Origin of the sequence: Streptomyces spiroverticillatus, from assembly GCA_014650415.1 — a bacterium.
GTDB classification, from domain to species: Bacteria; Actinomycetota; Actinomycetes; order Streptomycetales; family Streptomycetaceae; genus Streptomyces; species Streptomyces spiroverticillatus.
This window is the reverse complement of the sequence record BMUX01000002.1, coordinates 628,905-641,525: the sequence shown is the minus strand read 5'-3', so window position 1 is coordinate 641,525 and position 12,621 is coordinate 628,905. Positions and strand designations below refer to the sequence as shown.

Sequence of the window (12,621 nt, the reverse complement as noted above, 5' to 3'; positions counted from 1 at the left end):
TCACTTGTCCTTGGGGTAGAGCTGGTCGACCAGGGACTTCAGGACCTGGTCCGTGCGGGGGCCGTAGTTGAGCAGCACGCCGTCGGGGACGGAGACGATGCGGCGGTCCAGGCCCGCCGGGGTCTCGGCGACGCCCGGGACCTTGAGGAGGCCGTCCACGCCGTTGACGGATTCGAGGCCCTTGGACATGACGAGGATCGCGTCGGGGGCGGCCTTCACCAGCGCCTCGCTGGTGATCGCGGTGAAGTCCTTGGCCAGGCCCGAGTCCTTGCCCGCGTCGATCGCGCCCGCCGCCTCCAGCAGCGAACTCGCCCCGGAGTCCCGCCCGCCCAGCAGGTAGACCGAGGCCGAGCCGCGCAGGTAGAGGAAGGTCACGCGGGGCTTCTTGCCGTCGGCGGGCTTCGGGATGTCCTTCTGGACGGCGGCCAGGCGGGCCTGCGTTCGCTTCTTCAGCTCCTCGCCGGCCGGCTTCACGCCCAGGGCGGCGGCCACCGCGTCGATGCGCTTGTCGACGTCGGCGAGTTCCTTCGCCGGGTTCACCACGACCAGCGGGATGCCCGCGTCGCGGATCTGGTCGACGGCCTCCACCGGGCCGGTCGTGGTGTCCGCGAGGACGACGGTGGGCCTCAGCGAGAGCACGCTTTCCGCCGACACGTCGTGAGCACGTGTCACCACCGGGAGGTGCTCGGCCTGTTCGAAGGTGGCGGTGATGTCGCGGGCGACGACCTGCTTGCCGAGGCCGAGGGTGAAGACGATCTCGTTGAGGCTGCCGGTGAGCGGGACGATCCGGTCGGCGGACGTGACCTTCACCTCCTTGCCGTCGGCGGAGGCGACCGTCGCCGGGAGGGCCGGCTTCGGGGTGGCGGCGAGGGGTTCGACGCGGTCGGGGGTCTGTTCGGCCTTGGTCTTCGCGCCGCTTCCCGCGGGGGGCGCGCTCGTCGTCGTACCGCCGCAACCCGTGGCGGCGACGGCGAGGGCGAGCACGGCGACCAGTGCACCTGCCAGGCGTGAGGAGTGCGGGGACACGGCTGGCGTTCGCACGGAGCGCACCGTCCTGTTCGTTTCCGGGCGGCCGAAGTGGCCGGTGTGGCGGGGGAGTTTCGCTGGTCCGGCCCTTCGGGAGGGGCCCATGGGTTCCGGACGAGGTCAGGCATAGCTTAGGTTAGCCTTACCTTGCTCGCCAGACCTCGGAGGGATCCCTCATGCTGCCGTCCAGACCGGCCCGGTCGTCCAGACCGGCCCGCGCGTACGCCGTCGTGCTCGTCGCGGCCGTACTGGGAGCACTGCTCCCGGCCTCGGCCGCCCACGCGGCACCGCGCACCGTTCAGGGCGGCAGGCTCGACTGGGGGATCAAGTCCTCCTTCCAGAGTTACGTCACCGGGCCCATCGCCAAGGGCGCCTTCACGCTCCAGGGCGGCGCCGCGACCGTCGGCGGCAGCCAGTTCCGCTTCCACTCCGCGAGCGGCTCGTACGACCCGGACAGCGGGGCCCTCAACTCCGGCTTCTCCGGCGGGGTGCGCTTCACCGGCCACCAGAAGCCGGACGGCTCGTACGACCTCGACCTGGTGATCAGCCGCCCCACCGTCCGCATATCCGGCGGTACGGGAACGCTCTTCGCCGACGTGACGAGCAAGGCCAAGGGCACCGGCAAGGTGACCCGCTCCCGCCAGATCGCGCTCGCCTCGCTTGCTGTCGGCGGCGTCAACATGAAGGGCGGCGGCAGCCCGGTCGCCCTCAACAACGTTCCCGCGACGCTGACTTCGCAGGGCGCGAGCGCCTTCGCCGGGTATTACACGGCCGGCACGCGGCTCGACCCGGTCAGCCTGTCGGCGGACGTGGCGGCGGGCGCGAAGTCCGAGGAGAAGGCCCCGGCTCCGGCTTCGCAGAAGCAGCCCGAGAAGGCACCGGACGCCAAGAAGCCCGAGGCCGGGGACTCCGGGGACATCCGGGACGCGGCCGTGGACTGGGGTGTGCGGCGGACCTTCCGCGAGTACGTCACCGGCCCGATCTCCAAGGGCAAGTGGGACCTCGCCGAGGGCGCGCTGGACGGCGGGGCGCTGTTCCGCTTCCCGCAGGGCAAGGGTGCGTACGACAGCGGGAAGAAGACCCTCGACGCGAACTTCGCGGGCAGCGTCCGCTTCTCCGGCGCGCACCTGGACCTGACCCTCGCCAAGGTGGGCGTGAAGGTCGCCGACGGCAAGGGCACCCTCGTCGCGGACGTCACGAGCAAGGACCCGGCGACGAAGAAGGACGTGCGGAGCACCGCCGTCCCGCTCGTCACCTTCCAGGCCATGTCCCTGGACGCCAAGGACGGCCTGGTCAACCTGACCGAGGTCCCGGCCACGCTCACCGAGGGCGGCGCGAAGGCGTTCGGCTCGATGTACAAGGCGGGCACCGAGATGGACCCGGTGTCCCTCGCCGTGGCCGTCGACGACAAGGCGAAGCTGCCCGCGCTGCCCGACCTGGGCAGTGACACCAAGTCCTCCGCCACGCCCGCACCGGCGGCGGACAAGAAGACCTCAGCGGAGCCGAAGACCGTCGCGGCCTCCGACTCCTCTTCCTCGAACACCGTGCTGTACGCCGCCGTCGGCGCGGGCGTCCTGGTGCTGGCCGGGGCCGCGTTCTTCGTGGTCCGCAGGCGGGGGAGCGGCACGCAGGGCTGACGCCCGCGCCTCCCCCCTTTCTCCCCCTGCACGTGTAACCCCCCGTTCCCTGCTGTTCCTTTCCGTCTGATCCGTCTGACAGGAGTCCCCCGACCATGGCAGCCACCCGCCGCCGCATCACCCTGGCCGCAGCCGTCGCGACGGCCGCAGCCGTCGGCGCCACCGCCTTCGCCCTCCCCGCCGTCGCGGCCGACACCGCGGCCGCTCCGGCCGCCGACCCGATCGTGGGCGCGACCCTGGACTGGGGCGTGTTCACCAAGTTCCGCACCTACGTCACCGGGCCCATCGCCCAGGGCAAGGTCGAGGTCTCCGGCGGCGCCAAGCAGGCCGCGGGCAACGGGGCGTTCACCTTCGGAGGCGGCAGGACCGCGTACGACACGGTCACGCACGCCAGCACCACCACCCTCGAGGGTGCGGTCCGCTTCACCGGGCACGGCGGCAAGCTGGACCTCACGCTGTCGGACCTCAAGGTGAAGACGACCCGCACCGGCGGCACGATCTCCGCCGACGTGAAGTCGACCGCGATGGACGGCAAGCCGGTCGTGAGCAACGACGTCGAGCTGGTCACGCTGACGATGGTGCCGCCCGCCGCGGGCAAGGACGCCATGGTCTTCAAGGACATGCCGGCCGCGCTGACGGAGGCGGGCAGTGCCGCCTTCAACAAGATGTACGACCCGAAGCAGGCCTTCGACGCGGCGACGCTGACGGTGCCGACGGGTCAGCCGAAGCCGGATCCCAAGCCGGACCCGAAGCCGGACCCGGACCCCAAGCCCGACCCGAAGCCGGACCCCAAGCCGGATCCGAAGCCCGACCCCAAGCCGGACCCGGACCCGGGTGTGAAGCCCGACCCGGACCCGAAGCCGGACCCCGAGCCCGACCCGAAGCCGCCGGTCGAGGACGTCAAGGGCGCCATCGTGGACGGCAACCTCGACTGGGGCGTCCACGAGCGCTTCCTGAAGTACGTCAACGGCCCCATCGCGCACGGCAAGGCCGAACTCTCCGGCGGTGCGGCCAAGGCCGGCAGCGGGTTCCGCTTCCCGAAGGGCAAGGGCGCCTTCGACGCCGAGAAGCAGGACCTCTCCGCCGCCTTCGACGGCAAGATCCGCTTCGTGGGCCACGAGACGAACGGCGTCTACGCGCTCGACCTCAGCTTCTCGGCCTTCAAGGTGGAGGTGAAGGGCGGCAGGGCGGGCCTGGTCGCGGACGTCGCGACCAAGGAGCGCACCGCCGACAACAAGCCCGGCAAGGCGGTCGAGTACAAGGCCCTGACCATCGCCGAGCTGTCGCCCCGGGGCAAGCTGGACGTGGTCGACGGCGTCGTCAAGCTGGCCGGGGTCCCGGCGAAGCTGACGGCGGACGGGTCGAAGGCGTTCGGCGGGATGTACCCGGCGGGGGAGCAGATGGCTCCGCTGACGGTGGCGGTCTCGGTGGACAAGGACGCGCAGCTGCCGGAGCCGGGGGGTTCGGGCGGTACGGGCACCACCGGCGGTGAGGGCGGCACGACCGGTGGCGGCGCGGGCACCACGGGTGGTGCGGGCTCCGTCGGCGGTGCGGACACGACGGGCGGCGCCTCGGCCGGGTCGGCCGGCTCGGTCGGCGGTGCGGCCACCGCGGGCAACCTGGCGGCGACCGGGTCGTCGACGCCGACGGGCGCGCTGCTGGGTGCGGCGGGGGCGTTGGCGGTGGCGGGCGGTGCGGTGGTCTTCGCGGCCCGCCGCAAGTCGGCCCACGGGGCCTGATCCCCGGGTCCCCCTGACCCTGTAGGGCCGCGCCTTCCCTCCGGGACGCGGCCCTACAGGCTTTCCGGCGCGCCTTTCAGGGGCGCGGGGAACTGCGCGAGCAACCACGACGCACCCGCACGGAACCGTTCACAGCCCCGCGGGTTTAGGTGAAGGGGCGGGGCCGGGGCGAAACCGGGGGCCCGGGGGCAGCGCCCCCGGCAGGAACCGCAACCAACACCCGACCCGCACCCCGCACGGGGGCCCGCACCCCGCACGGGGGCCCGCACCCCGCACGGGGGCCCGCACCCCGCACGGGGGCCCGCACCCCGCACGGGGGCCCGCACCCCGCACGGGGGCCCGCACCCCGCACGGGGGCCCGCACCCCGCACGGGGGCCCGCACCCCGCACGGGGGCCCGCACCCCGCACGGGGGCCCGCACCCCGCACGGGGGCCCGCACCCCGCACGGGGGCCCGCACCCCGCACGGGGGCCCGCACCCCGCACGGGGGCCCGCACCCCGCACGGGGGCCCGCACCCCGCACGGGGGCCCGCACCCCGCACGGGGGCCCGCACCCCGCACGGGGGCCCGCACCCCGCACGGGGGCCCGCACCCCGCACGGGGGCCCGCACCCCGCACGGGGGCCCGCACCCCGCACGGGGGCCCGCACCCCGCACGGGGGCCCGCACCCCGCACGGGGGCCCGCACCCCGCACGGGGGCCCGCACCCCGCACGGGGGCCCGCACCCCGCACGGGGGCCCGCACCCCGCACGGGGGCCCGCACCCCGCACGGGGGCCCGCACCCCGCACGGGGGCCCGCACCCCGCACGGGGGCCCGCACCCCGCACGGGGGCCCGCACCCCGCACGGGGGCCCGCACCCCGCACGGGGGCCCGCACCCCGCACGGGACCCCACCCGCGCCCCGCGCAGGGGCCCGGCACAATGCCCCCGTGAACACCCTCGACCTCCTCCGCGTCTTCTGCGACCCCGCCGGGCGCCACGGCAATACCCTCGGCGTCGTGCGGGACGCCCCCCGCACCCACCCCGACCCCGCGGCCCGCCAGGCCCTCGCCCGGGAACTCGGCCTCAGCGAGACCGTGTTCGTCGACGACCCCGAGCGCGGTGTCCTCGACATCTACACGCCCTCCACCCGCCTCCCCTTCGCCGGGTACCCCGTCGTCGGCGCCGCCTGGCTCCTCGACATCGAGGTCCTGGAGCTGCCCGTCGGGGACGTCTTCGCCCGCCAGGACGGCGAGTTCACCTGGATCACCGCCCGCGCCGACTGGGCCCCGCCCCGCACCCTCCGGCAGTACGCCACCCCCGCCGAGGTCGACGCGCTGCCCGTGCCGCCGCCCGGCGAGGGGTGGCTGTACGCCTGGGCCTGGGAGGACGAGGCCGCCGGGCGGGTACGGGCCCGGGGGTTCCCCCGGCGCGGGGACGGCATCGACGAGGACGAGGCGACCGGCGCCGCCGCCCTCCAGCTCGCCGCCGCGCTCGGCCGCGCCCTCAACATCACCCAGGGGAAGGGCTCCCAGCTCCTCACCGCCCCCGGCCCGGACGGCATCGTCGAGCTGGGCGGCCGGGTCCGCTTCGCCGAACACCCGTAACGGGAAGCGGAAGGGGCCCGCACCGTCCCGGCGCGGGCCCCTTCACTGACGTACTGTCAAAAATCAGGCGCTGAGCGGGAATTCGCCACCCAGCTCACGGAAGACCGCCCCGTTGAAGTCGAAGGCCTTCTTGCACTCCTCGATGATGCGCTTCTTCTCCAGCTCGTCCGCCGCGATGGTGTCGAGCAGCTCCCGGTAGTTGCGCTTGAACGCGGCCGGGTTGGAGACGCCCTCGAAGACGTAGAAGCGCACGCCGTCGCCCTTGCGCTCGAAGCCCCAGGTCTTCTCCGCCTTGTCGCGGATGATCTGGCCGCCGGAGAGGTCGCCGAGGTAGCGGGTGTAGTGGTGGGCGACGTAACCCCCGGGCCAGGTGGCCGCGCACTCGGTGACACGTGCCGCGTATGCGGCTGTGGCGGGGAGGGCGACGAGGCCGTCCCGCCAGTTCTCGCCGCGCAGGTGCGCCAGGTCGCGCTCCAGCTCGGCGACGCGCATCAGCTCGGGCTGTATGAAGGGGCCCGCGACCGGGTCGGCGGCCAGCGAAGGGGCCGCGTCCTCAAGGGCCTTGTAGACGAACCACAGCTGCTCGGTGTAGCGCGTGTACGCGTCCACGCCGAGCTTGCCGCCGAGGAGGTCGCTCATGAACGTCGAGGTCTCCGCCTCCGTGTGCTGCTCGTGCGAGGCGACACGGATCTGGGTGGAGAAGGGGGTGTCCAAAGCGGACCTCCGGGGACAGATGGGACGGGATGAAAGAACGGTGGTGGCAGCGATGGCACCCGCCACCACCGATCTTCGCCGCTTAGGCTTACCTAAGTCAACCGGTTCCCGACGTCCTGTCGGTAAAAAATCCGCCGTGCTGATCAGCGGTCAGGGCAGCGTGAGGATGTCCGCGCCGGTCTCCGTCACCACCAGCGTGTGCTCGAACTGGGCGGTGCGCTTGCGGTCCTTGGTGACGACCGTCCAGCCGTCCTCCCACATGTCGTACTCGTGCGTGCCGAGCGTGAGCATCGGCTCGATCGTGAACGTCATGCCGGGCTGCATGACCGTCGTCGCGTGCGGGCTGTCGTAGTGCGGCACGATCAGGCCGGAGTGGAAGGACGTCGAGATGCCGTGGCCGGTGAAGTCCCGTACGACGCCGTAGCCGAAGCGCTTGGCGTACGACTCGATGACCCGGCCGATGACATTGATCTGGCGGCCCGGCTTGACCGCCTTGATGGCCCGGTTGAGGGACTCGCGGGTGCGCTCCACCAGCAGCTTCGACTCCTCGTCGACGTCGCCGCAGAGGTAGGTGGCGTTGTTGTCGCCGTGCACGCCGTTGAGGTACGCGGTCACGTCGAGGTTCACGATGTCGCCGTCGTTGAGGACGGTCGAGTCGGGGATGCCGTGGCAGATGACCTCGTTGACCGAGCTGCACAGCGACTTGGGGAAGCCCCGGTAGCCGAGGGTCGAGGGGTACGCCCCGTGGTCGAGCATGAACTCGTGCGCGACCCGGTCGAGCTCGTCGGTGGTCACGCCGGGCGCGATGTGCTTGGCGGCCTCCTCCATCGCCTGCGCGGCGATGCGGCCCGCGATGCGCATCCGCTCGATCGTGTCGGAGTCCTGGACCTCGGGCCCTGTGTACGGGGTCGGCGCGGGTTTCCCGACGTACTCGGGGCGCCGGATGTTGCCGGGGACGGAACGGACGGGAGAGAGCTCGCCTGGTACGAGCAGCGACTGGCCAGACATGCGGACGAGTGTAGTCAGCGCTCCGGGGGCACTATGGCGGCAGAAACAAGCGCGCGAACGCCGCGCACCGAAGCGAGGAGTACAAGGTCATGGCCCTGTTCAAGCGCCGCACCACCGGCAAGCCCGGCGAGTGGTTCTACTGCCTGGAGCACAAGACCGTCGAGGAGGGCCCCCAGTGCCCCTCCAAGGACCGCTTCGGCCCCTACTCGACCCGCGAGGAGGCCCAGCACGCGATGGAGACCGCCCGCGAGCGCAACCTGGAGTGGGAGAACGACCCGAAGTGGCACGACAAGGGGGGCTCCGCGAGCACCCCGGAGAGCTGAGCCCCTGGCCCCCGCAGCCCCCGTAGCCCCCTTGGGCGGCGCAGCCCCGTAGCCCCCTTGGGCGGCGGGGCCGCCCCCCGGGGGCGGAACGGGCGGGCAAGGGGGCGGCCCCCGGCGGAGCCGCACCCTGCCCCCTCCCTAAGCCGCCGCCACAGCCCCCTCCGAGGCCCCCTCCGCCTCCGCCTCCCGCTGCGCCCGCCGCCGCACCGCATCCTCATCCGTCTCCGCGTCGTACGACATGAGCTTCGGCAGTACGGCCGCCAGCAGCCCCACCGCCACCACGCACGCCGCGCCGCCGCTCCACACCGCGCCCCGCACGCCCGTCCAGCTCGCGACGGCACCCGCGCGGACCTGGCCGAGCTGGGGGCCGCAGCTGTACGAGAGGATCTCGATGCCGGCGAGACGGCCGCGCAGCTCCTCCGGGATGGTCTGGTTCCAGATGGTGGAGCGGCCCAGACCGCTGATCATGTCGCCGCCGCCCGCGACCGCGATGCACAGCAGCACCAGCCAGATGTTGCTGGTCAGCCCGGCCGCGCCCATCGCCAGGCCCCAGCCCAGGGCGCCCAGCACGACCATCCGCCCGTGCCGGCGCACCTTGGATGCCCAGCCGCTGGTCAGACCGACGACGCAGGCGCCGACCGGCATGGCCGCGTACATCAGGCCGAGTGCCCACTCGGCGTCCAGGTCCTTCGCGAGGAAGGGGAAGATCGCGGTCGGGAAGGCGAGGAACATCGCCGCCAGGTCTATCCCGTACGTACCCAGCAGGACCGGCTTGCTCCAGGCGTAGCGCGCACCTTCCGCTATGCCGCGCAGGGACGGCTTCTGGGCGTCCTTCGTCGCGGGCGCGGGGGAGAGCCGCAGGCACATCAGCACGGACGTGGCGAAGCCGACGACGGTGACGGAGTACGCGGTCGGGGTCCCGGCATAGGCGACGACGACACCGGCGAGCGCCGGGCCCGCGATGGCTCCGATCTGCCAGCGCAGTGCGTTGAGCGCGGCGGCGGCGGTGAGCTGGTCGTGCGGGACGATGCGGGCCATCAGGGAGTCGAGGGCGGGCCGCTGGAGCCCGGACAGCGCGGCGACGCCCGCCGCGACGACGTACAGCGGCCACAGCATCGGCTCCGGCAGCAGCGCGTTGACCAGGAGCACCACGGCCAGCACCCCGAGCCCGACCTCGGTCAGCAGGATGATCCGCTTGCGGTCGACGGCGTCGGCCAGTGCCCCTCCGTACAGCCCGAAGACGATCAGCGGCACCAGCTCGACGGCCCCGATGGCACCGACGGCCAGCGGCGAGTCGGTGAGGTGGGCGATCTGGAGCGGCATGGCGACCAGGGCCATGGAACTGCCGAAGAAGGCGACGATCCCCTGCACCCACAACAGCCGGAAATCGGCCGAGGAACGCCAGGGGGAGAGATCAGGGAGGAGGGAGGAGAGCTTTCGGGACACGAGGTGCCATGTTCCGCGCCCGGAATGCCCGAGGCAACTCCATTTAGCGGCCCCTGGGCCAAAGCCCTTGCCGCGGGCTCGTCCGTTCCCCTTCAGCGGTGCGGGGAGGGGGCCGGTGGGGAACCCCCGCCCCGGTTCCGGGCGTTCTACCCCGTGCACGGGTACGGTCGACGCCCCGCACCACGCCCCCCTCGCCCCATTGGGAGCCCCATGACCACCGCCATCAGCCGCCGCGACCGCCGCATCTCCCCGGTCTTCCTCGGCATCGTCGCCGTCATGGCGGTCTCCGGCTGGGCCGTCTGGACGGGGTTCGCGTCCTCCACCGGCTTCGCCGTGTTCCTGTTCGTCGTGGCGGCCTGGATCGTCTCCCTGTGCCTGCACGAGTACGCGCACGCCCGCACCGCCCTGCACAGCGGGGACATCACCATCGGCGCGAAGGGCTACCTCACCCTCAACCCGCTCAAGTACACGCACGTCGTGCTGAGCATCGTGCTCCCGCTGATCTTCGTGATCATGGGCGGCATCGGCCTGCCCGGCGGGGCGGTCTTCATCGAGCGGGGCCGCATCCAGGGCCGCTGGAAGCACAGCCTGATCTCGGCGGCGGGGCCGCTGACGAACGTACTCTTCGCGATCGTGTGCACCGCGCCGTTCTGGCTGGGCGCACTGGACGGCGTCCCGACGCCCTTCCGGTACGCACTGGCCTTCCTGGCCCTGCTCCAGGTCTCGGCGGCGCTGCTCAACTTCCTGCCGGTCCCCGGTCTCGACGGGTACGGGGTGCTGGAGCCCTGGCTCTCGTACAAGATCCGTCGCCAGATCGAGCCGTACGCGCCCTTCGGCCTGCTCTTCGTCTTCGCCCTGCTGTGGGTGCCGGAGGTGAACCGGGTCTTCTTCGACCTGATCTACACGATCACCGGCGGCCTGGGCGTGCACGACCTGGAGGCCGCCTGCGGCCGCGAGCTGTTCGAGTTCTGGCGGGCCGACGCCCCGGTCTGCACAGCGCCCTGAACGGTGCCCTAGGCGGCTGCGGCTTCCTTCTCGACCTTGGCCTTGCGCAGGTAGTACCAGGCGATGTTCGAGGAGACGCCCGCGAGCAGGATCCACACGATCCCGAGCAGGTTGCCCTCGACGAAGGAGACCACGGCGGCGACGACCGAGAGGGCGCAGACGACCAGGGCGTACAGAGCGAGGCGGGGCATGGGGGACGACTCCTGTCAGGACGGACGGCGGACGAAGACGCGTGGTCCTCGTCGGACCCGTCCAGTGTCCCCCATGCCCGGATCGCGCTATACGTCGGTCACGAGACGTCGGTCACGAGACGTCGGTCACGAGACGTCGGTCACGACGCGATCGGTCACGACGCGATCGGTCACGACGCGATCGGTCACGACGCGATCGGTCACGACACGTCGGTCACGCGCAGACCGGCGTGCGCCTTGTAGCGGCGGTTGACCGAGATCAGGTTGGCGACCAGCGACTCCACCTGGTGGGCATTGCGCAGGCGGCCCGCGAAGATGCCGCGCATGCCGGGGATGCGGCCGGCCAGCGCCTGCACCAGGTCGGTGTCGGCGCGCGCCTCGCCCAGCACCATCACGTCGGTGTCGATCTCCTCGACCGCCGGGTCCTGGAGCAGTACGGCGGACAGGTGGTGGAAGGCGGCGGTGACCCGCGAGTCGGGCAGCAGGGCGGCGGCCTGCTCGGCGGCGCTGCCCTCCTCCGGCTTCAGCGCGTACGCACCCTTCTTGTCGAAGCCGAGCGGGTTGACGCAGTCGACGACGAGCTTGCCCGCCAGCTCCTCCCGCAGGGATTCGAGCGTCTTGGCGTGCCCGTCCCACGGCACGGCGACGATCACGATGTCACTGCGCCGAGCGCACTCGGCGTTGTCGGCGCCCTCGACGCCGAGCCCCAGCTCTTCGGCGGCGGCCTGCGCCCGCTCCGCCGCCCGCGAACCGATGATGACCTTCTGCCCGGCCCGAGCGAGCCGGTAGGCGAGGCCGCGCCCCTGGTCGCCGGTGCCGCCGAGGACGCCGACGACGAGTCCGGAGACGTCGGGCAGGTCCCACGGGTCCTTGACGGGCTTCTTCGGGGCCTCGGGCTGGGGGGTGTCTGAAGTGGAAGTCATGGCCCGACCCTACTTGCAGGTAGGCCGCTCGTCCGGGTGAGCCGGGGCCTTCTCCCGTACGGGACGCGCGCCGGGCGGCGAGGATCGCGCGCATGGATGCCGTGAGGGTCGCACTGCTGCGAGAGGTCCTGGCCGGTACGGAGTGGCTGGGCGCCACGGGACGCTTCGCCGGAGTGCTGCGCGCCTCGGTCTCGCCGCCGGGCAGCGGCGGCCTCCTGCTGGTCGGCACGAAGGCGTACGAACCCTGGCACCTGGCCGCCCACCTGATGGACGAGGCCGCCTGGTCCGGCCTGCCGACCCTGGCCCCCACGCTCGTACGCCACGAGGTCGGCCCGCACGACCCGGCGCACCTCTCGGTGGGCCTGGGGCGGCTGGCGGCGGCGGGCCGGGGCGAGACGCTGCTGGTGGTGTCGGGGCCGACGGGCCCGGACGCGGACCTGCTGGAACGCGTCAACGACGTCCGCCGCGCGGGCACGACCGTCCTGGCCCTCTCCGGCTCGCCCTCGGACACGGAAATCCCCTCCCTCGCCCACGAGTTGCTGTCCGTCCCGCCGGACGGGGAGGTGGACCTGGACACGGCCCAGCACCTGGTGAGCGCGGCCGCGGGCGAGAACATCCTCCGGTCCACCCCCGGCAAGGGCCGCCTCTGGCGCCTCCTGGACGGCCTCCTGGGCCCGGGCCCGGAACGCTGGTGACGGCCTGTCAGGGGGGCGGGTCTGCGCCGCGCGGTCGCGCCCGGTTAGGGGCGCGGGGCTGTTCCGCTGTGCGGCTCCGCCGCGGGGGCGCGCCCCGTTGGGGGCGCGAGGCAGTTCCGCTGTACGGCTCCGCCGCGCGGGCGCGACGTCCTGTGCCGGGCGCGCTCCTGCCGTGCCCCTTCAGGGGCGCGGGGAACTGCGCGCCCAGCCACCCACCCAGCCGCGCGGCGAGCGCTTTAGGTGAAGGGGCGGGGCTGGGGCCTCCTTGGCCCGGCGGGCCGGGGCTTCAGACGCCCGGTACCGGGAGGCGCCCCGAGGGCCCTGTGGC

Annotated in this window: 12 protein-coding genes; 6 read left to right on the top strand and 6 right to left on the bottom strand. The window is 73.0% G+C overall.

Translation table 11 applies throughout. The features are described 5' to 3' along the window. Nucleotides 1-1,041 carry a heme/hemin ABC transporter substrate-binding protein gene (locus IE269_RS07165; protein WP_229898281.1) on the bottom strand — a complete coding sequence of 347 codons (1,041 nt, stop codon included), beginning with the start codon at nucleotides 1,039-1,041 and terminating at the stop codon, nucleotides 1-3. A gap of 161 nt (nucleotides 1,042-1,202) precedes the next feature. Between IE269_RS07165 and IE269_RS07160 the strand changes: the two genes are divergently transcribed. The 3 genes from IE269_RS07160 to IE269_RS07150 all read left to right on the top strand — a co-directional run bounded on the left by IE269_RS07160 (nucleotide 1,203) and on the right by IE269_RS07150 (nucleotide 5,988). Then, a complete protein-coding gene (locus tag IE269_RS07160) occupies nucleotides 1,203-2,663 on the top strand; it encodes an HtaA domain-containing protein (RefSeq protein WP_189821880.1) in 1,461 nt (486 codons plus the stop codon). 95 nt (nucleotides 2,664-2,758) lie between these two features. After that, entirely contained in the window at nucleotides 2,759-4,402 is a 1,644-nt protein-coding gene (locus tag IE269_RS07155) for an HtaA domain-containing protein (protein WP_189821879.1), read from the top strand. A 929-nt stretch (nucleotides 4,403-5,331) separates the two neighbouring features. Beyond that, nucleotides 5,332-5,988, top strand: coding sequence for a PhzF family phenazine biosynthesis protein (locus tag IE269_RS07150; RefSeq protein ID WP_189821878.1), 657 nt, complete (start codon nucleotides 5,332-5,334; stop codon nucleotides 5,986-5,988). Nucleotides 5,989-6,051: 63 nt separating this feature from the next. On the opposite strand, the gene IE269_RS07145 is transcribed toward IE269_RS07150, so the two are convergent. Together IE269_RS07145 and map are read right to left on the bottom strand one after the other, a co-directional pair. Further along, nucleotides 6,052-6,702 (bottom strand): biliverdin-producing heme oxygenase, encoded by a 651-nt coding sequence (locus IE269_RS07145; protein WP_189821877.1) that lies wholly within the window; start codon nucleotides 6,700-6,702, stop codon nucleotides 6,052-6,054. A gap of 150 nt (nucleotides 6,703-6,852) precedes the next feature. Further along, nucleotides 6,853-7,710, bottom strand: coding sequence for a type I methionyl aminopeptidase (map, locus tag IE269_RS07140; RefSeq protein ID WP_189821876.1), 858 nt, complete (start codon nucleotides 7,708-7,710; stop codon nucleotides 6,853-6,855). An 89-nt stretch (nucleotides 7,711-7,799) separates the two neighbouring features. Between map and IE269_RS07135 the strand changes: the two genes are divergently transcribed. Next, nucleotides 7,800-8,033 (top strand): hypothetical protein, encoded by a 234-nt coding sequence (locus IE269_RS07135; RefSeq protein WP_189821875.1) that lies wholly within the window; start codon nucleotides 7,800-7,802, stop codon nucleotides 8,031-8,033. 138 nt (nucleotides 8,034-8,171) lie between these two features. On the opposite strand, the gene IE269_RS07130 is transcribed toward IE269_RS07135, so the two are convergent. Then, a complete protein-coding gene (locus IE269_RS07130) occupies nucleotides 8,172-9,479 on the bottom strand; it encodes an MFS transporter (RefSeq protein ID WP_189821874.1) in 1,308 nt (435 codons plus the stop codon). 210 nt (nucleotides 9,480-9,689) lie between these two features. On the opposite strand from IE269_RS07130, the gene IE269_RS07125 reads away from it, so the two are divergent. Further along, nucleotides 9,690-10,484 (top strand): site-2 protease family protein, encoded by a 795-nt coding sequence (locus IE269_RS07125; protein WP_189821873.1) that lies wholly within the window; start codon nucleotides 9,690-9,692, stop codon nucleotides 10,482-10,484. Nucleotides 10,485-10,492: 8 nt separating this feature from the next. On the opposite strand, the gene IE269_RS07120 is transcribed toward IE269_RS07125, so the two are convergent. Both IE269_RS07120 and npdG read right to left on the bottom strand, forming a co-directional pair. After that, nucleotides 10,493-10,675, bottom strand: a complete 183-nt coding sequence (locus IE269_RS07120; protein WP_189821872.1) for a hypothetical protein — start codon at nucleotides 10,673-10,675, stop codon at nucleotides 10,493-10,495. Between the two features lie 200 nt (nucleotides 10,676-10,875). Next, nucleotides 10,876-11,598 carry an NADPH-dependent F420 reductase gene (gene npdG, locus IE269_RS07115; RefSeq protein ID WP_189821871.1) on the bottom strand — a complete coding sequence of 241 codons (723 nt, stop codon included), beginning with the start codon at nucleotides 11,596-11,598 and terminating at the stop codon, nucleotides 10,876-10,878. 92 nt (nucleotides 11,599-11,690) lie between these two features. On the opposite strand from npdG, the gene IE269_RS07110 reads away from it, so the two are divergent. Then, complete coding sequence (locus tag IE269_RS07110; protein ID WP_189821870.1) at nucleotides 11,691-12,293, top strand: hypothetical protein; 603 nt, start codon at nucleotides 11,691-11,693, stop codon at nucleotides 12,291-12,293. Nucleotides 12,294-12,621 lie beyond the last annotated feature (328 nt).

Excerpts from the sequence above, each read along its gene's own strand:
- IE269_RS07120 (WP_189821872.1), bottom strand. The coding sequence starts at position 10,675 with ATGCCCCGCCTCGCTCTGTACGCCCTGGTCGTCTGCGCCCTCTCGGTC.
- IE269_RS07160 (WP_189821880.1), top strand. The coding sequence starts at position 1,203 with ATGCTGCCGTCCAGACCGGCCCGGTCGTCCAGACCGGCCCGCGCGTAC.
- IE269_RS07125 (WP_189821873.1), top strand. The coding sequence starts at position 9,690 with ATGACCACCGCCATCAGCCGCCGCGACCGCCGCATCTCCCCGGTCTTC.
- IE269_RS07110 (WP_189821870.1), top strand. The coding sequence starts at position 11,691 with ATGGATGCCGTGAGGGTCGCACTGCTGCGAGAGGTCCTGGCCGGTACG.
- map (WP_189821876.1), bottom strand. The coding sequence starts at position 7,710 with ATGTCTGGCCAGTCGCTGCTCGTACCAGGCGAGCTCTCTCCCGTCCGT.
- IE269_RS07155 (WP_189821879.1), top strand. The coding sequence starts at position 2,759 with ATGGCAGCCACCCGCCGCCGCATCACCCTGGCCGCAGCCGTCGCGACG.
- IE269_RS07135 (WP_189821875.1), top strand. The coding sequence starts at position 7,800 with ATGGCCCTGTTCAAGCGCCGCACCACCGGCAAGCCCGGCGAGTGGTTC.
- npdG (WP_189821871.1), bottom strand. The coding sequence starts at position 11,598 with ATGACTTCCACTTCAGACACCCCCCAGCCCGAGGCCCCGAAGAAGCCC.